At 57.2% G+C, this 22139-nt stretch carries 17 protein-coding genes; 9 read left to right on the forward strand and 8 right to left on the reverse strand.

The annotated features are described in order from the left end of the window. Positions 1-64: 64 nt before the first annotated feature. Together envZ and ompR are read right to left on the reverse strand one after the other, a co-directional pair. Complete coding sequence (envZ, locus tag ACOTX4_RS19330) at positions 65-1411, reverse strand: two-component system sensor histidine kinase EnvZ (RefSeq protein ID WP_003861615.1); 1347 nt, start codon at positions 1409-1411, stop codon at positions 65-67. Continuing rightward, positions 1408-2127: a two-component system response regulator OmpR gene (ompR, locus tag ACOTX4_RS19335; RefSeq protein ID WP_199351455.1), complete on the reverse strand. Its 720-nt coding sequence runs from the start codon at positions 2125-2127 to the stop codon at positions 1408-1410. The genes envZ and ompR overlap by 4 nt, the downstream gene beginning before the upstream one ends. A 228-nt stretch (positions 2128-2355) precedes the next feature. Here ompR and greB point away from each other — a divergent pair, with 228 nt between their 5' ends. From greB to feoC, 5 genes are all read left to right on the forward strand, one after another. Beyond that, complete coding sequence (gene greB, locus ACOTX4_RS19340; protein ID WP_045330063.1) at positions 2356-2829, forward strand: transcription elongation factor GreB; 474 nt, start codon at positions 2356-2358, stop codon at positions 2827-2829. Between the two features lie 87 nt (positions 2830-2916). Beyond that, positions 2917-5247: a Tex family protein gene (locus ACOTX4_RS19345; RefSeq protein WP_045330117.1), complete on the forward strand. Its 2331-nt coding sequence runs from the start codon at positions 2917-2919 to the stop codon at positions 5245-5247. Positions 5248-5566: 319 nt separating this feature from the next. Beyond that, positions 5567-5794 carry a ferrous iron transporter A gene (feoA, locus tag ACOTX4_RS19350; protein WP_045330060.1) on the forward strand — a complete coding sequence of 76 codons (228 nt, stop codon included), beginning with the start codon at positions 5567-5569 and terminating at the stop codon, positions 5792-5794. Positions 5795-5824: 30 nt separating this feature from the next. Beyond that, the gene (feoB, locus tag ACOTX4_RS19355; RefSeq protein WP_003861609.1) at positions 5825-8143 is read left to right on the forward strand and encodes a Fe(2+) transporter permease subunit FeoB; all 2319 of its coding nucleotides are present in this window, start codon (positions 5825-5827) and stop codon (positions 8141-8143) included. 10 nt (positions 8144-8153) lie between these two features. After that, a complete protein-coding gene (gene feoC / locus ACOTX4_RS19360; protein WP_017384148.1) occupies positions 8154-8390 on the forward strand; it encodes a [Fe-S]-dependent transcriptional repressor FeoC in 237 nt (78 codons plus the stop codon). Here the strand turns inward: feoC and bioH are convergent. Next, positions 8365-9147 (reverse strand): pimeloyl-ACP methyl ester esterase BioH, encoded by a 783-nt coding sequence (gene bioH / locus ACOTX4_RS19365; protein WP_003861604.1) that lies wholly within the window; start codon positions 9145-9147, stop codon positions 8365-8367. The genes feoC and bioH overlap by 26 nt on opposite strands. A 36-nt stretch (positions 9148-9183) precedes the next feature. Here bioH and gntX point away from each other — a divergent pair, with 36 nt between their 5' ends. The 3 genes from gntX to gntT all read left to right on the forward strand — a co-directional run bounded on the left by gntX (position 9184) and on the right by gntT (position 12123). Further along, positions 9184-9864 carry a DNA utilization protein GntX gene (gene gntX / locus ACOTX4_RS19370; RefSeq protein WP_421635414.1) on the forward strand — a complete coding sequence of 227 codons (681 nt, stop codon included), beginning with the start codon at positions 9184-9186 and terminating at the stop codon, positions 9862-9864. 61 nt (positions 9865-9925) lie between these two features. Next, complete coding sequence (gene nfuA / locus ACOTX4_RS19375; protein WP_003861601.1) at positions 9926-10501, forward strand: Fe-S biogenesis protein NfuA; 576 nt, start codon at positions 9926-9928, stop codon at positions 10499-10501. Between the two features lie 305 nt (positions 10502-10806). Next, the gene (gene gntT / locus ACOTX4_RS19380) at positions 10807-12123 is read left to right on the forward strand and encodes a gluconate transporter (RefSeq protein WP_003861600.1); all 1317 of its coding nucleotides are present in this window, start codon (positions 10807-10809) and stop codon (positions 12121-12123) included. 85 nt (positions 12124-12208) lie between these two features. Here gntT and malQ read toward each other — a convergent pair whose 3' ends face one another. Together malQ and malP are read right to left on the reverse strand one after the other, a co-directional pair. Next, the gene (malQ, locus tag ACOTX4_RS19385) at positions 12209-14290 is read right to left on the reverse strand and encodes a 4-alpha-glucanotransferase (protein WP_032660629.1); all 2082 of its coding nucleotides are present in this window, start codon (positions 14288-14290) and stop codon (positions 12209-12211) included. A 9-nt stretch (positions 14291-14299) separates the two neighbouring features. Further along, on the reverse strand, positions 14300-16693 hold the full coding sequence (malP, locus tag ACOTX4_RS19390) for a maltodextrin phosphorylase (protein WP_346399785.1): 2394 nt from the start codon (positions 16691-16693) through the stop codon (positions 14300-14302). A 572-nt stretch (positions 16694-17265) separates the two neighbouring features. On the opposite strand from malP, the gene malT reads away from it, so the two are divergent. Then, positions 17266-19971, forward strand: coding sequence for an HTH-type transcriptional regulator MalT (gene malT, locus ACOTX4_RS19395; protein WP_045142189.1), 2706 nt, complete (start codon positions 17266-17268; stop codon positions 19969-19971). Between the two features lie 62 nt (positions 19972-20033). Here malT and ACOTX4_RS19400 read toward each other — a convergent pair whose 3' ends face one another. From ACOTX4_RS19400 to glpE, 3 genes are read right to left on the reverse strand one after another with little or no spacing between them, the layout of a single operon-like run. After that, positions 20034-20792, reverse strand: a complete 759-nt coding sequence (locus tag ACOTX4_RS19400) for a DeoR/GlpR family transcriptional regulator (protein ID WP_003861593.1) — start codon at positions 20790-20792, stop codon at positions 20034-20036. Between the two features lie 16 nt (positions 20793-20808). Further along, positions 20809-21639 carry a rhomboid family intramembrane serine protease GlpG gene (gene glpG, locus ACOTX4_RS19405; RefSeq protein ID WP_045330044.1) on the reverse strand — a complete coding sequence of 277 codons (831 nt, stop codon included), beginning with the start codon at positions 21637-21639 and terminating at the stop codon, positions 20809-20811. 47 nt (positions 21640-21686) lie between these two features. Continuing rightward, entirely contained in the window at positions 21687-22019 is a 333-nt protein-coding gene (glpE, locus tag ACOTX4_RS19410; protein WP_003861590.1) for a thiosulfate sulfurtransferase GlpE, read from the reverse strand. Positions 22020-22139: the final 120 nt, after the last annotated feature.

Raw genomic sequence — 22139 nt, forward strand, 5'->3', positions numbered from 1 at the left:
TTAATGTTTTTTCCCTCTCCCCGTGGGAGAGGGCCGGGGTGAGGGCATCAGGCCCCACCCTTTTTTAACTCTCTTTCACCTGACCCCGTAAAACCGGCACCGGTAACCACGCACGAATGCTCAAACCACCCCGCTCGCTGGTGCCAATTTCCAGCAGTCCGTTATGGTTATCCACAATACGCTGCACAATCGCCAGGCCTAAGCCGGTTCCGCTGGTGCTGCGCGCGCTGTCGCCGCGCACAAATGGCTGGAACAGGTGCTTACGCTGCTCAGGCTTGATGCCCGGGCCATCGTCTTCCACCTGGAACCAGGCGCGGTTGAGTTCCGTACCGCTGCTGACTTTGATCCAGCCGTTGCCGTAGCGCGCCGCGTTGACCACCATATTCGCCACCGCGCGTTTAATGGAGAGCGGGTGCATACGTACCTGAATCTCACCTGCCTGAAGGTCGGTCGCAATTTCACGTTCGTAGCCGCTTTCGGCAGCAACCACTTCGCCCAGAACCGCATTCAGATCCGCCATCTCCATCGGCATCTCCTGCCCGGTGCGCAGGTAATCGATAAACTGCTCGATGATGGCGTTACACTCTTCGATATCCTTATTGATGGACTCTGCAAGATAGCCATCCTGCTCGCCCATCATCTCCGTCGCCAGCCGGATACGCGTCAGGGGCGTGCGAAGGTCATGGCTGACCCCCGCCATCAGCAGCGTACGGTCGTCCGCCAGCTGTTTAACGCCTGCCGCCATGTGGTTAAACGCACGCGTTACCGAGCGCACTTCCGATGCGCCATACTCGCGCAGCGGCGGTGGGATAATACCTTTACCGACCTGTAATGCCGCATGCTCCAGGTCGACCAGCGGTCGGTTCTGGATGCGAATAAACAGCCATGCGCCGCCGATGGCCAGCAGCATGATCGCCAGGGTGTATCGGAACAGCGGTGAGAAGTCGCCCTGATGAATCTCGGTGAGCGGAACACGCACCCAGATGTTGGGTGACAGCCAGGTTTTCAGCCAGACAACCGGCGAGCTTTTATTGACCTCAACGCGCACTTCCGTCGGGCCGCCAAGCTGCTGCGCCATCTGCTGGCTGAGGAATTCATAGTGCTGCGCCCAGCGCAGGCCGGCATCTTCCGCCGCTTCGTTCGAGTAGAGAGAAATGCCCAGCTCACGGTAGATTTCCCGACGGAACGCCGGGGGAACAACCAACTGCGTGCCGTCCTCCAGTTGCAGTTTGTCGGTCATCAGCATACGCACTTCGTATGCCAGCACCTTATTAAACTGCTGGAGGCTCGGCAGGATTGCAAAGTTCAGCACCACCAGGTAGGTCGTCACCAGACTGACAAACAGCAGGGTGACGATCAATAACAGCGTGCGGGCAAACGAACTTCGCGGCGAGAAGCGCATTCGCCTCATGCTTTAGAGCCGTCCGGGACAAACACGTAGCCCAGACCCCAAACGGTCTGAATATAACGAGGATGCGCCGGATCTTCTTCCACCATACGACGCAGACGAGAGATTTGCACGTCGATAGAACGCTCCATCGCGGAGTATTCACGACCACGCGACAGGTTCATCAGCTTGTCACGGGAGAGCGGCTCACGCGGGTGGCTGACCAGCGCTTTCAGCACCGCGAACTCACCGCTGGTGAGCGGCATTGGCTCATCTTCACGGAACATCTCACGGGTGCCGAGGTTCAGCTTAAACTTACCGAATGCAATGACGGCCTCTTCCTGAGATGGCGCGCCCGGCAGTTCGTTCGCCTGACGACGCAGCACGGCGCGAATACGCGCCAGCAGTTCACGCGGGTTAAACGGCTTTGGAATGTAGTCATCAGCGCCAATCTCAAGGCCGACAATACGGTCGACTTCTTCACCCTTCGCCGTCACCATGATGATCGGCATCGGGTTGCTCTGGCTGCGCAGACGGCGGCAAATAGAGAGCCCGTCTTCGCCAGGCAGCATCAGGTCCAACACCATCAGGTGGAAAGATTCACGCGTCAGCAGACGATCCATCTGTTCCGCGTTCGCGACGCTACGAACCTGGAAGCCCTGCTCGGTCAGATAACGTTCCAGCAGCGCACGCAGGCGCATGTCGTCATCTACGACCAGAATTTTGTAGTTCTCTTGCATTGTGTGTACTCCCAAAGGTTCGGATAAGCCTGGAACAGCGTATTCTAAAAAAGTGCACGGGTTCGACCAGCAAATTCTGGTATAAATTCTAGACGAAATTGTTACAAAGCATATTTAACAGCAGCTTATCTGTTCATTTCATCACATAAATCATTATTAATCTTGTCTGTTACACTGTGCGCTACGTATTGTGCGCAAAGACAGTTAACCGGCATTAAAGGCTGCACCATGAAAACGCCTCTGATCACCCGCGAAGGGTACGAGAAACTCAAAAAAGAGATGGATTACCTGTGGCGCGAAGAGCGTCCGGAAGTGACCAAAAAAGTCACCTGGGCCGCAAGTCTGGGCGACCGCAGCGAGAATGCGGACTATCAGTACAATAAAAAGCGACTGCGCGAAATCGATCGCCGGGTACGCTACCTGACGAAGTGTCTCGAGAATCTCAAAATTGTCGATTACTCCCCGCAGCAGGAAGGTAAAGTGTTCTTCGGCGCGTGGGTCGAAATTGAAAACGACAACGGCGACGCCCTGCGTTTTCGTATCGTCGGCTATGATGAAATTTTCGGTCGTAAGGATTACATTTCTATCGATTCACCCATGGCCCGCGCCCTGCTGAAAAAAGAGGTGGGCGATTTAGCCGTTGTCCAGACGCCCGCAGGTGAAGCAAGCTGGTACGTCAACGAAATCGTGTATGTTAAATAGTCCGAGAGCGCCCTCCCCGGCTGGCATTTTTTGGTGTCAGCCCGTATAACTATCCCCCTGATTTTCGATCCACAAGATGAACTGACCATGATGAAAGAGTCGCTCTGCCGCATTATTGCGGGTGAACTTCAGGCCAGAGCCGAACAGGTAGAAGCTGCCGTTCGCCTGCTTGATGAAGGGAACACCGTGCCGTTTATTGCACGTTATCGTAAGGAAGTCACCGGCGGTCTGGATGACACGCAGCTGCGAAACCTGGAGACCCGTCTGGGCTATCTGCGCGAGCTGGAAGACCGACGTCAGGCGATCCTCAAATCTATCGGCGAGCAGGGCAAGCTGACCAGTGACCTGGAAAAAGCCATTAACGGTACCCTGAGTAAAACCGAACTCGAAGACCTCTATCTGCCGTATAAACCGAAGCGCCGCACGCGCGGGCAGATTGCGATCGAAGCCGGCCTTGAGCCGCTGGCCGATCTGCTGTGGAACGAGCCGTCTCACGATCCGGAAACCGAAGCCGCCAAGTTTATCGACGCCGATAAAGGCGTAGCAGACACCAAAGCCGCGCTGGACGGTGCTCGCTATATTCTGATGGAGCGCTTCGCCGAAGACGCGGCGCTGCTGGCCAAAGTGCGTGATTACCTGTGGAAGAACGCGCATATCGTCTCCACCGTGGTGTCCGGCAAAGAGGAAGAAGGCGCGAAATTCCGCGACTATTTCGATCACCACGAACCCATTTCTACCGCGCCGTCTCACCGCGCGCTGGCGATGTTCCGCGGCCGTAACGAAGGCGTGCTGCAACTCTCCCTGAATGCCGATCCGCAGTTTGACGAGCCGCCAAAAGAGAGCCACTGCGAGCAGATCATTGTGGATCATCTGGGCCTGCGCCTGAACAACGCACCGGCGGACAGCTGGCGCAAAGGCGTGGTGAGCTGGACCTGGCGCATCAAGGTGCTGATGCACCTCGAAACCGAGCTGATGGGCACCGTGCGCGAGCGCGCCGAAGACGAAGCGATCAACGTCTTCGCCCGTAACCTGCACGACCTGCTGATGGCTGCGCCAGCTGGCCTGCGCGCCACCATGGGTCTCGATCCGGGTCTGCGTACCGGCGTGAAGGTGGCCGTGGTTGACGGCACCGGCAAGCTCGTTGCCACCGACACCATTTACCCGCACACCGGTCAGGCAGCGAAAGCGGCTGTCGTCGTCGCCGCGCTGTGCGAGAAGTACAACGTTGAGCTGGTTGCCATCGGTAACGGTACGGCGTCCCGCGAAACCGAACGTTTCTATCTCGACGTGCAGAAGCAGTTCCCGAAAGTGACGGCGCAGAAAGTGATCGTCAGCGAAGCGGGGGCATCAGTCTACTCCGCCTCTGAGCTGGCAGCGCAGGAGTTCCCGGATCTGGACGTTTCCCTGCGCGGCGCGGTCTCTATCGCCCGTCGTTTGCAGGATCCGCTGGCGGAGCTGGTGAAGATCGACCCGAAATCCATCGGTGTGGGCCAGTATCAGCACGACGTGAGCCAGACGCAGCTGGCGCGCAAGCTGGATGCGGTAGTGGAAGACTGTGTTAACGCCGTCGGCGTGGACCTGAACACCGCTTCCGTTCCCCTGCTGACCCGCGTGGCGGGCCTGACCCGTATGATGGCACAGAATATCGTCGCCTGGCGTGATGAGAACGGTCAGTTCCAGAACCGCCAGCAGCTGCTGAAGGTGAGCCGTCTGGGGCCGAAAGCATTTGAGCAGTGCGCGGGCTTCCTGCGCATCAACCACGGCGATAACCCGCTGGATGCCTCTACCGTTCACCCGGAAGCGTACCCTGTTGTTGAGCGCATCCTGGCCGCGACTCAGCAGGCGCTTAAAGACCTGATGGGCGACAGCAGCGCGCTGCGTAACCTGAAAGCGGTGGATTTCACTGACGAACAGTTCGGTGTGCCGACGGTCACTGACATCATCAAAGAGCTGGAAAAACCGGGCCGCGATCCGCGTCCTGAGTTTAAAACCGCGACCTTTGCTGACGGCGTGGAAACCATGAACGACCTGCTGCCGGGCATGGTGCTGGAGGGGGCGGTAACCAACGTCACCAACTTTGGCGCGTTTGTGGATATCGGCGTGCATCAGGACGGTCTGGTGCATATCTCTTCCCTCGCCGACAAGTTCGTTGAAGATCCGCACACCGTGGTCAAAGCGGGCGACATCGTGAAGGTGAAAGTGCTGGAAGTGGATCTCCAGCGCAAGCGTATTGCCCTGACCATGCGTCTGGACGAGCAGCCGGGCGACATTAACGCGCGCCGTGGCGGTAATGGCGGTGGCCGTGAACAGCAGCGTCCGGCAGCGAAAGCCGCGAAGCCACGCGGACGTGACGCACAGCCAGCAGGCAACAGCGCGATGATGGATGCGCTGGCAGCGGCGATGGGTAAGAAACGCTAATACTGTAAATGCCCGGTGGCGCGACGCTTACCGGGCCTACGGTTTTGTAGGCCGGGCAAACGCAGTGCCGCCCGGCAAGCAGGCCGCAGGGAATTAAAATAAATAAGTTGTATACATATTTAAACCACGAATTATCACCTCATTAACAAATAGCCTTCTTTTTATTTTCACCTCAATTTCGCAAATATTGAGCAAGGTCAAGCAGACCGCAAATTAATACGATTAACAACATCCCGTCACATTTTTATTATTGCTGATAAAAACTATTCTCATTATCATCGCAGTGTAGATTATTTAACCTCTCGTGGAATCAGGCGCTATGCAATTCACTCCAGACAGTGCGTGGAAAATTATCGGTTTTACCCGTGAGATAAACCCGGCCTATCGGCAGAAGCTGCTGTCCCTGGGCATGCTACCCGGCTCATCGTTCCAGGTGGTGCGCGTTGCGCCGTTGGGCGATCCTGTTCATATCGAAACCCGACGCGTTAATCTGGTTCTGCGTAAAAAAGACCTCGCATTAATTGAAGTTGAATCTTTATCCCGTTAACAAGCCAGCGGTTTCAGTGAGTCTATTACAATGAAAAAATTAACTATTGGCTTAATTGGCAATCCTAATTCCGGCAAGACAACCTTATTTAATCAGTTAACCGGCGCACGCCAGCGTGTGGGAAATTGGGCAGGCGTGACGGTGGAACGCAAAGAGGGCCAGTTCACTACAACAGATAATCAGGTCACGCTGGTTGATTTACCGGGGACCTATTCACTCACCACGATTTCATCCCAGACCTCACTCGATGAGCAAATTGCCTGCCACTATATTCTGAGCGGCGACGCGGATCTGCTCATCAATGTGGTGGATGCCTCCAATCTCGAACGAAATCTGTATCTCACGTTACAGCTGCTGGAGCTGGGTATTCCCTGCATCGTGGCGCTTAACATGCTCGACATCGCCGAGAAGCAAAAGCTGCGCATCGACGTCGACGCCCTCTCCGCCCGTCTGGGCTGCCCGGTGGTTCCGCTGGTTTCTACCCGCGCGCGCGGCATTGACGCCCTGAAGCTGGCGATTGACCGCCACACGGGCAATGCCGACGTCGAACTGGTGCACTACGCCCAACCCCTGCTGCGCGAAGCCGGGCAACTGGCGCAGGAGATGGACAACAGCATGCCCGCCAGACAACGTCTGTGGCTTGGCCTGCAAATGCTGGAAGGCGATATCTACAGCCGCGCCTACGCAGGCGATGCGGCGGATAAGCTGGGCGTCGCGCAGGCTCGCCTGAGCGACGAGCTGGACGATCCCGCTCTGCATATTGCGGATGCGCGCTATCAGGCTATCGCCGCTATCTGTGACGTGGTCAGCAATGCATTAACCGCTGAACCCAGCCGCTTCACCGCCGCCGTGGATAAGATTGTGCTCAACCGCTTCCTTGGTTTGCCGATCTTTTTACTGGTGATGTACGTGATGTTCCTGCTCGCCATTAACATCGGCGGTGCATTACAACCTATCTTTGATGGCGGCTCTGTCGCTATCTTCGTACACGGTATTCAGTGGCTGGGCTACACCCTCCACTTCCCGGAATGGTTGACCATCTTCCTTGCGCAGGGGATCGGCGGCGGGATTAATACCGTCCTGCCACTAGTACCGCAGATCGGCATGATGTACCTGTTCCTCTCCTTCCTTGAGGATTCCGGCTACATGGCGCGCGCGGCCTTCGTAATGGACCGCCTGATGCAGGCGCTGGGGCTGCCGGGCAAATCGTTCGTGCCGCTGATTGTCGGCTTCGGCTGTAACGTGCCGTCCGTGATGGGCGCGCGTACGCTGGATGCCCCGCGCGAACGCCTGATGACCATCATGATGGCGCCGTTCATGTCCTGCGGCGCGCGTCTGGCGATCTTCGCGGTCTTTGCCGCGGCGTTCTTTGGTCAGGAAGGGGCGCTGGCCGTCTTCTCCCTGTATGTGCTGGGTATCGTGATGGCTATTCTCACCGGCCTGATGCTGAAGCACACCATCATGCGTGGCGAAGCGTCGCCGTTCGTGATGGAACTGCCGGTTTATCACGTTCCGCATCTGAAAAGCCTGATTATTCAGACATGGCAGCGCCTGAAGGGCTTCGTTCTGCGCGCCGGTAAGGTGATTGTGGTGGTCAGCATTTTCCTGAGCGCCCTGAACAGCTTCACCCTGAGCGGCCAGGCCGCGGACAACATTAATGACTCTGCCCTGGCCTCCGTCAGCCGGATCATTACGCCGGTCTTCAAACCGATTGGCGTTCAGGAAGACAACTGGCAGGCAACCGTGGGCCTGTTCACCGGCGCGATGGCAAAAGAGGTAGTTGTCGGCACCCTGAACACGCTTTACACCGCGGAAAACATCCAGGAAGAGGAGTTTAATCCGGCAGCGTTCAACCTCGGCGATGAACTGCTTGGCGCGGTGGAAGAGACCTGGCAGAGCCTCAAAGACACCTTCAGCCTGAGCGTACTGGCGAACCCGATTGAAGCCAGCAAAGGCGACGGCGAAATGGCGACCGGAGCAATGGGCGTGATGGGCCAGAAATTTGGCAGCGCGTCGGCGGCCTACAGCTACCTGATCTTCGTCCTGCTCTATATTCCATGCATCTCGGTCATGGGCGCCATTGCCCGTGAGTCCAGCCGCGGCTGGATGGGCTTCTCCATTCTGTGGGGGCTGAACATTGCCTACTCGCTGGCGACCGTGTTTTATCAGGCCGTCAATTACAGCCAGCATCCGCGCTACAGCCTGGTCTGTATCCTCGCGGTGATCCTGTTTAACGTAATGGTGATTGGCCTGCTGCGCCGGGCGCGTAGCCGCGTTGACGTTAACCTGCTGGCAACGCGCAAAACCCCAACGACCTGCTGTAACAGCCCAGCAGGCGACTGTCACTGAGGGGAAAAAGATGGCATCGTTGATTCAGGTTCGTGACTTACTGGCGTTACAGGGACGAATGGAGGCGAAGCAGCTCAGCCTCAGCCTGCATACGCCGCAGCCGATGATCGATGCCATGCTGGAAAGGCTGGAGGCGATGGGGAAAGCCGTGCGCATTCAGGAAGAGCCGGACGGTTGTCTGTCCGGCAGTTGTAAGAGTTGTCCTGAAGGTAAAGCCTGTCTCAGGGAGTGGTGGACGCTTCGCTGATAAAACCGGACAGCGCCGAACAAAACTCAGCAGGATGAGAGATGAACGGCGCATGTGCCGCTTTGGCAACCACCATTGATTTACTCTCCGGCCACAGCGCATCCAGCAGCGGAACCACCTTGCGCGGAACCAGTCCATCCAGATAGCCATAAATACGCAGATGCGGCACCGTTAACGACGCCAGCGGCTCGCGCAGATCGGCCGTTTTCAGGATCTCCAGTCCACCGTTCAGCACCTCAACCTCCGGCATCGGCAGAGAAAGCACCGTCTGCTTCAGCGTCCGTGCGTCCTGACGGGCGGTTTCTGTTCCCATGGTTTGTAGCGCCAGAAAACGCTCCACCGTCCGCTGGAAGTCTTCGCTCAGCTGATGCTGGAACCCGGCCAGCACCTCGGGTTTAATGCCCGGCCACGCCTCGCGGGCGCTGAAACAGGGTGATGAGGCAACGGTGATCAGCGCCTGGACCCGCTCAGGATGGCGCAGCGCAATCTGGCTTACCACCAGCCCGCCCAGGCTCCAGCCGAGCCAGACGGCTTTTTGCGGCGCCGCTTCCAGAACCTGCTCCGCCATGTCGTCAAGCGTCATCGCGCCATAGCCGTGGCTACGGCCATAGCCCGGTAGATCCACCAGGTGTACCGTGAATTGCGAGGCCAGTTCCTCACTTATGCAACGCCACACTTCGGCGTTCAGTCCCCATCCGTGCAGCAGCACAAGATGACAATTTCCCGTCCCAACGGTCTGCCACCACAGCGTCTTCATCAGTTAACGTTCTCTTTTTTCACATGGAGGTTGCGTATGCTAACAGTGCCCGGCTTGTGCTGGCTATGCCGAATGCCACTTGCGATGAGCGCGTGGGGCGTCTGTTCCGTTTGCACGCGAGCGCTGGGTTACCTGAAGGGCTGTCCGCAATGCGGCTTGCCTGCCGTCAGCCAGACGCTTCCCTGCGGCCGATGCCTGAAAAAAGCGCCGCCGTGGAGCGCGCTGGTGGCGGTGGATGATTATGTATTGCCGCTGAGTCGTCTGGTTCATCAGTTCAAATTTTCCAGCCAGATCGCGCTGGCGCAGCCGCTGGCACGCCTGTTATTACTGGCGGTATTGCAGGCGCGAAGAACGCGAGGACTGCCGCCGGTCGACACGCTTGTGAACGTGCCACTGTTTCAGCGCCGCCACTGGCGGCGGGGATACAATCAAAGCGACCTGCTGTGTCGTCCGCTCGCCCACCGGCTGGGTTGCCGGTACCCCGCCTCTGCGCTGAAACGTACTCATGCCACTGCCGTTCAGCACCGGCTCAACGCCCGGTCGCGCAAAAGGAACCTGAAAAACGCCTTTCGCCTTGAATTGCCGGTCAACGGCCTCCATATCGCGATTGTGGATGATGTCGTCACCACGGGCAGTACCGTGGCTGAACTTTCCCGACTGCTTTTGCAAAGCGGCGCCGCGTCAGTTCAGGTATGGTGTCTGTGCCGTACCTTGTAGCCCTTCTTCAATGGGCGTATGATTATACCCAGGTAATTTAGTCAACTATTAGGCCAAAGCTATGATCCGTATTTCCGATTCTGCACAAGCGCACTTTGCCAAACTGCTGGCAAATCAGGAAGAAGGGACGCAGATCCGCGTGTTTGTGATCAATCCAGGCACTCCGAATGCAGAATGTGGTGTCTCTTATTGTCCTCCGGATGCCGTGGAAGCAACTGACACTGCCCTTAAATTTGAACAGCTCACCGCGTACGTTGATGAGCTGAGCGCGCCGTATCTTGAAGATGCGGAGATTGATTTCGTCACCGACCAGCTGGGTTCTCAGCTGACGCTGAAGGCGCCGAACGCGAAAATGCGTAAAGTCTCTGACGATGCCCCGCTGATGGAGCGTGTGGAATATCTGCTGCAATCGCAGATCAACCCGCAGCTGGCCGGCCACGGGGGACGTGTTTCCCTGATGGAAATCACCGAAGATGGTCTGGCAATCCTGCAATTCGGCGGCGGCTGTAACGGCTGCTCCATGGTCGATGTCACCCTGAAAGAAGGGATCGAGAAGCAGCTGTTGAACGAATTCCCGGAACTGAAAGGCGTGCGCGATCTGACTGAGCACCAGCGCGGCGAGCACTCCTACTACTGATTCAGTGCCCGTCTGTATTGCCCGGTGGCGCTGCGCTTACCGGGCCTACATTTTCTTGCCTCCCCCTCTATATGTTGACCTGCGTCTCATAATTCAAATTTTGCCTCCCTGGGTGATTCTCAATCACATCATGTTACCCGTATCATTCTCGTGGGCACTCAACACCCTTATAACAGCCGACTAAACTTAACGTTTTCGCAGGCATCAGTATGAGTGCCGTTAACACTCTGTTCCCAGTTGGGACAACCGGAATTTGTCGTTGAAACAATGACGTTACCCATAACAATTCAAAGGCCAGGTCAATCATGCCATTAGTCATCGTCGCTATCGGTGTTGTGTTATTACTGCTCTTGATGATCCGCTTCAAAATGAACGGATTTATCGCTCTGGTTCTGGTGGCACTTGCAGTCGGTCTGATGCAGGGAATGCCGCTGGTTAAAGTTATCAGCTCCATTAAAGCCGGTGTCGGCGGTACGCTCGGCAGCCTGGCGCTGATCATGGGCTTCGGCGCCATGCTCGGTAAAATGCTCGCGGACTGCGGTGGCGCGCAGCGTATTGCCACTACCCTTATCGATAAATTTGGCAAGCAGCACATCCAGTGGGCGGTGGTGTTAACCGGTTTTACCGTCGGTTTCGCACTGTTCTATGAAGTGGGCTTCGTTCTGATGCTGCCGCTGGTGTTCACCATCGCCGCTGCCGCCAACATCCCACTGCTGTTCGTGGGCGTGCCGATGGCTGCGGCGCTGTCCGTCACCCACGGTTTCCTGCCGCCGCACCCGGGTCCAACGGCTATCGCCACCATCTTCCACGCCGATATGGGTAAAACCCTGCTGTTCGGTACGATTCTGGCGATCCCGACGGTGATTCTGGCAGGCCCGGTGTATGCGCGCTTCCTGAAAGGCATCGATAAGCCTATCCCGGAAGGGCTGTACAGCGCCAAAACCTTTACTGAAGAAGAGATGCCAGGCTTTGGCGTCAGCGTCTGGACCTCACTGGTACCGGTGATCCTGATGGCGATGCGTGCCATAGCAGAGATGGTTCTGCCGAAAGGTCACGCGTTCCTGTCCGTTGCGGAGTTCCTGGGCGACCCGGTAATGGCAACGCTGATTGCGGTATTGATTGCGATGTTTACCTTCGGTCTTAACCGCGGTCGCTCCATGGATCAGATCAACGACACGCTGACCTCTTCCATCAAAATCATTGCCATGATGCTGCTGATCATCGGCGGTGGCGGCGCGTTCAAGCAGGTGCTGGTCGACAGCGGCGTGGATAAATACATCGCTGCCATGATGCATGAAACCAACGTATCGCCGCTGCTGATGGCGTGGTCTATCGCCGCCGTTCTGCGTATTGCGCTGGGCTCTGCGACCGTTGCGGCGATTACCGCAGGCGGCATCGTGGCACCGCTGATTGCCACGACGGGCGTCAGCCCTGAACTGATGGTTATCGCGGTCGGTTCGGGCAGCGTGATTTTCTCCCACGTGAACGATCCGGGCTTCTGGCTGTTCAAGGAGTACTTCAACCTGACCATCGGTGAAACCATCAAGTCCTGGTCCGCGCTGGAAACCATTATTTCGGTGTGCGGTCTGGTCGGAGTGCTGCTGTTGAATATGGTGGTTTGATGTAAAAAGCCGGGTAGCGCTGACGCTTACCCGGCCTACATTCTATTCCCTCTCCCTCTGGGAGAGGGTTAGGGTGAGGGTGAAACTACCGCTTATTACCCACCGCTCTTCTGCGCTTGTCCAAATCCTTAATCAACCTGTTCACCCCGTCATCGGCGAACATCGCTTCAAGCGTTGTGGACAGTTTGCGTCGCCAGTTTTTGTATTGATAGCTGGTGCCGGGGATGTTTACCGGCTCCGCCATATCAATCCAGTCTTCCGGTTGCAGACCGAGCAATGCGCTGTTGCTGTCGGCAATATAGCGCTGTAAGCCACGATTAAGCGTTGGCGTCATCGACATCAGCGACGCCTTATGCCCGGCGCGCTTCGGCAGACAGCCATGTTTATGCAGCGCGTCCAGCAGCCCCTGCTTCGCCAGCTCGCGATCCTGATATAGCCCGCGCAGAACCTCTTCATCCGGGTAGAGACCTAACGTTTTGCCGAGCGTCAGGTCGCCGCTTTCCCAGTAGCCTCTGAGCGTAGGAAGATCATGCGTCGTCGCGACTGCCATTGACTGTTCAGGGTACGCTTTCGGCGCGCGGAAGGTTTTCTCATGGTCGTTTTCAAAATACAGCACTTTGTAGGAGTAGACGCCGCTGTCGCGGAGCTTACTGACAATTTCCACCGGCACGGTTCCGAGATCTTCGCCAATCACCATGCACTGATGACGTTTACTCTCCAGCGCGAGGATTGAGAGCAAATCGTCCACCGGATATTGCACGTACGCCCCGTGGTCAGCCGTTTCACCGTACGGGATCCACCACAGGCGCAGCACGGACATCACGTGGTCGATACGCAACGCGCCGCAGTTCTGCATGTTAGCGCGCAGCAGGTCGATAAACGGCTCGTAGGCACGCGCCGCCATCACGTGCGGATCCATTGGCGGTAAGCCCCAGTTCTGACCAAGCGGGCCCAGAATATCCGGCGGCGCACCCACCGAAGCATTCAGGCAGTAAAGCTCGCGGTCACACCAGGTTTCCGCCCCGCCTTCCGCCACGCCGACGGCCAGATCGCGATACAGCCCGATCGGCATGTTATAGCCCTGGCTCACCTGCCAGCAGGCGGCAAACTGGCTGTACGCCAGCCACTGCAACCAGAGATAGAAATCCACCTCGTCGGCATGCGTCTCACAGAACGCCTTCACTTCCGGGGTATCCACGGACTGATACGCTTCCGGCCACACCGGCCAGCCCCAGCGCATCTCATCCTCCTGGACCTGATACGCATGCAGCGCATCAAACGCTGCCTGCCAGTAAAGGCTCTCGCCTTCCTGCATCACAAACTGGCGGAAGGCTGCCATCTGCTCGTCGTCACGCTTCGCAAAGCCCTTCCATGCCAGACGCAGCGCCGCCATTTTCAGCGCGGTCACGGAGGCATAATCGACCCAGTCCGCATCGCGGGCCTGTTTCAGCATCTGTTGGGTGGTCTCAAGCTTCCACCACGCCTGCGCCTCTTTGCTGTTTTTGAAATCGTCTAACGCGTTAACGTCGATGTAGATCACGTTCAGCCAGCGGCGGGAAGACGGGCTGTACGGGCTGGCGCTTTCCGGGTTGGCCGGATAGAGGGCGTGGATCGGGTTGAGGCCGATGAACGCGCCGCCGCGCTCGCCCACGGATGCCAGCATCTTTTTCAGGTCGCCAAAATCGCCAATGCCCCAGTTGCTGTCCGAACGCAGGGTATAGAGCTGCACGCAGGCGCCCCACAGCTTTTTGCCTTCAAGCAGCGCCTGCGGCTCATAGCAACGCTTTGGCGCCACGATCACCCGACAGTGAAAACGCTGGTCGTCCCGGGTAAGCGTAAGCGTGTGGTAGCCCTCCGGCAGCTTCGCCGGAAGGTTAAGGGTTTTGCCGCCTGTGGCATGGCCTTTGTGCTGATGCCCCTCTTCGGTGGTGAGCAGCCAGCTGAACTCGCCACGCCCTTCCACCGCCAGCGGCATCTTTTTGCCCGCGGTAAAGACCTTCACGTTCGGCACCGGCGCACCCGACGCTTTCGCGTCGGTTTTGTGCATGGCATCCAGCAAACGTCTTTTGGTGTCCGCACCAATAGACTGCGGTTTGCCGTGCGCATTGATGTAACTGAGGCTAATTCCCGCCGCCTGCGCGGCACTGTCCAGACGTTTACTCTCCATCGCGCTTCCTTAGCGTTTTGCCTGCCAGATACGAGCCTGATAATCACGGATTGAGCGGTCAGAGCTGAACATACCGCAGCGCGCGGTGTTCAGGATACACGCGCGGGTCCAGGCATCCTGGTCGCGATACAGCACGTCGACCTGCTTCTGCGCTTCAACATAAGCCGAGAAGTCAGCCATCACCAGGTACGGGTCGCCGCCCTGTTTGTCCATGCTGTGCAGCATCTGGTCAAACGCGTGCTTGTCGCCGTCGCTGTACTTCCCGCTTTCCAGCTCTTTGAGCACCGCATCCAGCACTTTGTCTTTTTTACGCCATTTCACCGGGTCGTACCCTTTGGCTTTGATGGCTTTCACTTCTTCAACAGTATGGCCGAAGATAAAGATGTTCTCTTCGCCGACCTTCTCGGCAATTTCGACGTTCGCACCGTCCAGCGTGCCGACGGTCAGCGCACCGTTCAGGGCCAGCTTCATGTTGCCGGTACCGGACGCTTCTTTACCGGCGGTAGAGATCTGCTCGGAAATATCCGCCGCCGGGATCAGCATTTCAGCCGCAGAAACGCAGTAGTCCGGCAGGAACACCACCTTCAGCTTATCGCCCACTTTCGGATCGTTGTTGATCGCCGCCGCCACTTTATTAATGGCGAGGATAATGTTTTTCGCCAGGTAGTAGCCCGGCGCCGCTTTCGCACCGAACAGGAACACGCGCGGAACGCGGTCGGCCTGTGGATTCTCGCGGATCTCTTTATACAGCGCCAGAATGTGCAGCAGGTTCAGGTGCTGACGTTTGTACTCGTGCAGACGTTTGATCTGGATATCGAAAATCGCATTTGGGTTGATCTCAATCCCGGTGCGCGCTTTCACGAACGCCGCCAGGCGAACTTTGTTCTCCAGCTTAATCGCGCGGTACTGTTCGCGGAATTTCGCGTCGTCAGCGTATTTTTCCAGGTTGATGAGCTGGTCCAGATCGTTGGCCCACTCTTTCTTCAGGGTTTTGTCCAGCAGGCCGGCCAGCAGCGGGTTGCACTGCTTGATCCAGCGACGCGGCGTGATGCCGTTGGTCACGTTATGGAATTTGGTCGGCCACAGCTGGTGGTATTCCGGGAAGAGATCTTTGACCACCAGATCCGAGTGCAGCGCCGCCACGCCGTTCACCGCAAAGCCGCTGACCACGCACATGTTCGCCATGCGCACCTGTTTGTCGTGTACCACGGCCAGCTTCGCCCAGACGGCTTTGTCACCCGGCCAGGTTTTCTCCACCAGCGTTTTGAACTGGTCGTTAATCTTATTGATGATCTGCATATGGCGCGGCAGCAGCGTTTTCACCAGCTTCTCATCCCAGCACTCCAGCGCTTCCGGCATCAGGGTGTGGTTGGTGTAGGCGAAGGTGCGGCTGGTGATGGCCCAGGCGTCGTCCCAGCTCAGCTGATGCTCGTCGATCAGCACGCGCAGCAGTTCCGGGATGGCAATGGTCGGATGCGTGTCGTTAAGCTGAATAACTTCGAAGTCCGGCAGTTGAGCCAGCTTGCGGCCCGCCAGGTGGTGTCGACGCAGAATGTCCGCCACGGAGCAGGCGCACTGGAAGTACTGCTGCATCAGACGCAGCTTTTTACCCGCCAGATGATTATCGTTCGGATAGAGGACTTTGGTCAGCTTCTCGGCGTCGATCCCCTGCTGCTCGGCGCGCAGGAAGTCACCGTCGCTGAATTTGGTCAGGTTAAACGGATGCGCGTGCTTCGCCTGCCACAGACGCAGCGGCTGCGCCACGCCGTTACGGTAGCCGAGTACCGGCAGGTCCCAGGCTTCACCGGTAATGGTGAACGCCGGTTCCCAGAGTCCCTGCTTCGTGACTTTCCCGCCAATCCCGACCTGCACATCCAGCTGCGCGTTGTGGCGGAACCACGGATAGGTATTGCGGTGCCAGTCGTCCGGCGCTTCCATCTGATGGCCGTCGGCAAATGACTGACGGAACAGGCCGTACTGATAGTTCAGGCCATAGCCAATCGCCGACTGGCCCACCGTTGCCATGGAATCCAGGAAGCAGGCTGCCAGACGTCCCAGACCGCCGTTACCCAGCGCCGGGTCAACCTCTTCTTCCAGCAGATCGGTCAGGTTGATGTCGTGTTCTTTCAGCACGTCACCGACCTCCTGATACCAGCCAAGGTTCAGCAGATTGTTACCCGTCAGACGGCCAATCAGGAACTCCATCGAAATGTAGTTGACGTGACGCTGGCCTTTCACAGGCTTCGCCACAGGCTGAGCGTCCAGCTGTTCTGCGAGCGCCCCGCTCACCGCCTGCCACCACTGGTGAGGCGTCATCTCGTTTGCAGCATGAAGGCCAAAACGCTGCCACTGACGCGTCAGGGCAGCCTGAAATTGAGCTTTGTTGAAAGTAGGCTGTGACATAGGGAATCGGCATCCTGTAGAGAGAAAACACATTTGGCGCTAGTGTGCCTGGCTCATTGCGCCTCTTCCTCCTCCTGTCGGGGATTAGGCAGGGAGGAGTAGCGGGGATGAGCATAAAAGTGTGATCGAGGCCACTGTGTAAGTGTGCGCTTCGCGGAAAAAGCGATCCCGGAAGAACGTCAAAGAAATGAAATGCAGTTTCGGAAGAAATTAATCATCGCTGAAATGATTACTTACGTAGAATAATATTTCCGCGCGTCGGGATTATTCAGCACCACTATTAAGCCCATGCAACTTTCCCCAAAGTTAATTAACTTCACCGTCATTATCTCTTTCTGAAACCAGTTTCAGCGCAACCGAGCGTCATGCAGACAGGCCAGAAGCAGCGCGGCATCCAGCCATTTACGGAAAGTTCCATCAGTGATGAGAATGTTTTGTGACAGAGTGCAAATTCAGAGCCTCCAAACCCAGACATAACTTGCAATAGTTCCTCTATTGGCCGAACTTATAGATATTAATTACGAAGCGCAAAAAAAATAAATTCTCTCGTTCCCCACAGTGAAGTGAAAACTATGTTGATTCCGTCCAAATTAAGTCGCCCGGTTCGTCTTGACCATACTGTGGTCCGCGAGCGCCTGCTGGCTAAACTTTCCGGTGCGCATAATTTCCGACTGGCGCTGGTTACGAGTCCTGCGGGTTATGGAAAAACAACGCTCATTTCGCAATGGGCGGCAGGTAAAAGCGATCTTGGCTGGTACTCCCTGGATGAAGGTGATAACCAGCAGGAGCGTTTTGCCAGCTATTTAATTGCCGCGATTCAGCAGGCGACCAACGGACACTGCGTCACCAGCGAGGTGATGGTGCAAAAGCGCCAGTACGCCAGCCTGTCCTCTCTTTTCTCCCAGCTGTTTATCGAGCTGGCCGAATGGCATCGCCCGCTGTATGTGGTGATTGATGATTATCATCTGATCACCAACCCGGTTATTCACGAGTCCATGCGTTTCTTCCTGCGCCATCAGCCGGAAAACCTGACGCTGGTTGTCCTGTCGCGTAACCTTCCGCAGTTGGGCATTGCCAACCTGCGGGTGCGCGATCAGCTTCTGGAAATCGGCAGTCAGCAGCTGGCCTTTACCCATCAGGAAGCGAAGCAGTTCTTTGACTGCCGTCTGACGTCTCCGATTGAGGCGTCTGAAAGCAGCCGCCTGTGCGATGACGTTGCCGGCTGGGCCACGGCACTTCAGCTGATTGCCCTCTCCGCGCGGCAAAACAACAGCCCGACGCATCAGTCCGCACGCCGCCTGGCGGGCATCAACGCCAGCCACCTGTCGGATTATCTGGTGGATGAGGTACTCGACAGCGTTGACCTCTCCACCCGCCATTTCCTGCTGAAAAGCTCCCTGCTGCGTTCCATGAACGATGCGCTGATTGTACGCGTCACCGGCATTGAAAACGGGCAGCTTCAGCTCGAAGAGATTGAACGTCAGGGTCTGTTCCTGACGCGCATGGACGATCCCGGCGAATGGTTTAGCTACCATCCGCTGTTTGGCAGCTTCCTGCGCCAGCGTTGCCAGTGGGAACTGGCCGCAGAGCTGCCTGACATTCACCGCGCCGCCGCCGAAAGCTGGATGGCGCAAGGTTTCCCGAGCGAGGCTATCCACCATGCGCTGGCCGCCGGGGATGCCGGTATGCTGCGCGATATTCTGCTCAACCACGCGTGGGGACTGTTCAACCACAGCGAACTGACGCTGCTGGAAGAGTCGTTAAAAGCGCTGCCGTGGGAAAGCCTGCTGGAGAATCCGCGTCTGGTGCTGCTCCAGGCCTGGCTGATGCAGAGCCAGCATCGCTACAGCGAAGTGAACACCCTGCTGGCGCGCGCCGAGCAGGAGATGGAAAGCGAGATGGATACCACCCTGCACGGCGAATTTAACGCCCTGCGCGCACAGGTGGCGATTAACGACGGGGACCCGGATGAAGCTGAACGGCTGGCGATGGTCGCGCTGGATGAGCTGCCGCTGGCGAATTTTTACAGCCGTATTGTGGCCACCTCGGTACACGGCGAAGTGCTGCACTGTAAGGGCGATCTCACGCGTTCGCTTTCACTCATGCAGCAAACCGAACAGATGGCGCGCCGCCACGATGTCTGGCATTACGCCCTGTGGAGCCTGATCCAGCAAAGCGAGATTTTATTTGCTCAGGGGTTTCTGCAAGCAGCCTGGGAAAACCAGGAGAAAGCGTTCCAGCTGATCCGTGAACAACATCTGGAACAGCTGCCGATGCACGAGTTCCTGTTGCGTATTCGCGCTCAGCTGCTGTGGGCATGGTCGCGTCTGGATGAAGCAGAAAGCTGCGCCCGCCAGGGTCTGAATGTCCTTTCGAGCTTCCAGCCGCAGCAGCAGCTCCAGTGTCTGGCTCTGCTGGTGCAGTGCTCGCTGGCACGCGGCGACCTGGATAATGCCCGTAACCACCTTAACCGCCTGGAAAATCTGCTCGGCAACGGACAGTACCATAGCGACTGGGTCTCCAACGCCGATAAGGTCAGGGTGATTTACTGGCAGATGACCGGCGATAAAAAGTCCGCCGCCAACTGGCTGCGTCACACGCCTAAACCGGAATTTGCCAATAACCACTTCCTGCAAAGCCAGTGGCGCAATATTGCCCGCGTGCAGATCCTGCTGGGTGACTTTGAGCCTGCCGAGATCGTGCTGGAAGAGTTAAACGAAAACGCCCGCAGCCTGCGCCTGATGAGCGATTTAAACCGCAACCTGCTGCTGTTAAACCAGCTTTACTGGCAGGCAGGACGTAAAAACGATGCCCAGCGCGTACTGCTGGAAGCGTTGCAGCTGGCGAACCGCACCGGGTTTATCAGCCACTTTGTGATTGAGGGTGAAGTGATGGCCCAGCAGCTGCGCCAGCTGATTCAGCTCAACACGCTGCCGGAACTCGATCAGCATCGCGCCCAGCGCATTCTGCGCGAGATTAACCAGCATCATCGCCATAAGTTTGCGCACTTCGATGAGAACTTTGTTGAACGTCTGCTGAACCATCCGGAAGTGCCGGAGCTTATCCGTACCAGCCCGCTCACCCAGCGTGAATGGCAGGTGCTGGGGCTGATCTATTCCGGCTACAGCAACGAGCAGATTGCCGGCGAGCTGGCGGTGGCGGCGACCACCATCAAAACGCACATTCGCAATCTGTATCAGAAGCTGGGCGTGGCGCACCGTCAGGATGCGGTGCAGCATGCGCAGCAGCTGTTGAAGATGATGGGGTACGGAGTGTAAATCCTTTGCGGTCTGATGCCCTCACCCCGGCCCTCTCCCACAGGGAGAGGGAGAATGGCTTCTCAACATAACTCTAACTGCAAATTATTATCTTTAATCACCTGCATCACGCCCGCCGGTGGCATCACATCAGTATAAACCGCATCCACCATGCTGATGCTGCCCATGTTCACCATCGCGTTACGACCAAACTTGGAGTGATCCACCACCAGCATTACGTGGCGTGAGTTCTCAATGATCGCGCGCTTGGTGCGCACCTCGTGGTAATCAAACTCCAGCAGCGAGCCGTCGGTGTCGATGCCGCTGATCCCCAGAATGCCGAAATCGAGGCGAAACTGAGAGATAAAATCGAGCGTCGCTTCGCCGATAATGCCCCCGTCGCGGCTGCGCAGTTCGCCGCCCGCGAGGATGATGCGGAAATCGTCTTTCTGCATCAACGTGTTGGCCACGTTCAGGTTGTTGGTCACCACGCGGAGGTTCTCGTGGTTCAGCAGCGCATGGGCGACCGCTTCCGGCGTGGTGCCGATATCAATAAACAGCGTCGCGCCGTTCGGGATCTGGCTCGCCACTTTACGGGCGATACGCTCTTTCTCTGCCGTTTGCGTCGCCTTACGGTCATGCCATGAGGTGTTCACCGAGCTGGACGGCAGCGCGGCACCGCCGTGGTGACGCAGAATACGGTTCTGATCGGCCAGGTCGTTGAGGTCACGACGGATGGTTTGCGGGCTAACGGCAAACTGCTCCACCAGCTCTTCAGTACTGACGTATCCCTGTTTTTTTACCAGTTCGATAATGGCGTCATGACGTTGTGTTTGTTTCATGAAATATCCCTGGGAATTATGTTCGCTTTCGCGCATGGAGCGTATCGGCCAGCGCCATCGCCAGCCCGACCGCCAGGCCGGTAACGTGCGCACCATTGGCGATAGACATACCAAACAGATCAAACCATCCGGCAATAAGCCATATTAACGCAAAGGTTATTAATCCACGTTGTAAATAGATGCCGCTATCCGGGTCGCGCTCGCCTCTGAGCCAGGCGTAACCCATCAGGGCGTACACCACGCCGGATAACCCGCCAAACCATGGACCGCTGAATTTATGCTGCACGTAGCCGCTTAACAGGGCGCTGATAAGGGCGATCACAATCAGCTTGCCGCTGCCGAGCCGCTTCTCCACCGCCCCGCCGAGATACCACCACCACAGCAGGTTAAAGAGGATATGCATCACCGAGAAGTGCATCAGCGCATGCGTGAAGTAGCGCCAGACGTCAAATTGCAGGGAGGGATCGTACGGCCATGCGAGGGCAATCATCACGCTCTGGTCACCCACCACGCTCATAATAATGAAGACGATGATGCAGGCTACCATTAAAAGCAGCGTAAACGGTCCTGCGCGCTCGCGGAGGGTGGCGAGAAACGGAAAACGTTGATAGTGCAGGCCACTGCCGGTCTGGCCGGATTGCCAGCTTGCCGCCAGATAACGCGGGTCGCCCGGGTTTTCCAGGAAACGCGCCAGCTCGGCGTTCACGCGCCCAGCCTGGCTTTCGTCTGCCAGCCAGACATCCGTCTGTGTATGCTGCTGAATAGTCAGGATAATGCCCTGCGTCGCCATATAGTCGACAAACGCCTGGGCGACGCGCGGGTTGCTAAAAGAGGTGATCATCAACATGGGCAGCGGTCGCTTATTTCCACACAAAAGGGGACAGTATAGCGGGATCAGCGCTCAAACGCGTATTCAACTTCTGCCGGGAAATGACGATGCCAGGCATCGAAGCCGCCATCGACGCTGTATACCGCCTCGTAACCCTGCTGGAGCAGATACTGCGCCGCGCCTTTACTGCTGTTGCCGTGATAGCACATCACCATCACCGGGGTATCGAAGTCGTTATCGCGCATAAACGCGCCCAGCGTGTCGTTGGTGAGATGGAACGCGCCCGGCGTGTGGCCCATCGCAAAGCTCTGCGGATCGCGGATATCCACCAGCACCGCTTTTCCCTGGTGCATCTTCTGGTGGGCTTCTTCTACGTTAATACATTCAAACTGATCCATGGTGCTCTCTTTCGATTATTCAGATTTTATGCGGCTTGCTGACCCTCACCCCTGCCCTCTCCCTAAAAGGGAGAGGGAGCAAACCATCCCCTCGCCCCTCTGGGGAGAGGGTTAGGGTGA

Origin of the sequence: Enterobacter cloacae complex sp. IR5459 (assembly GCF_049238005.1) — a bacterium.
Classification (GTDB): domain Bacteria; phylum Pseudomonadota; class Gammaproteobacteria; order Enterobacterales; family Enterobacteriaceae; genus Enterobacter; species Enterobacter hormaechei_C.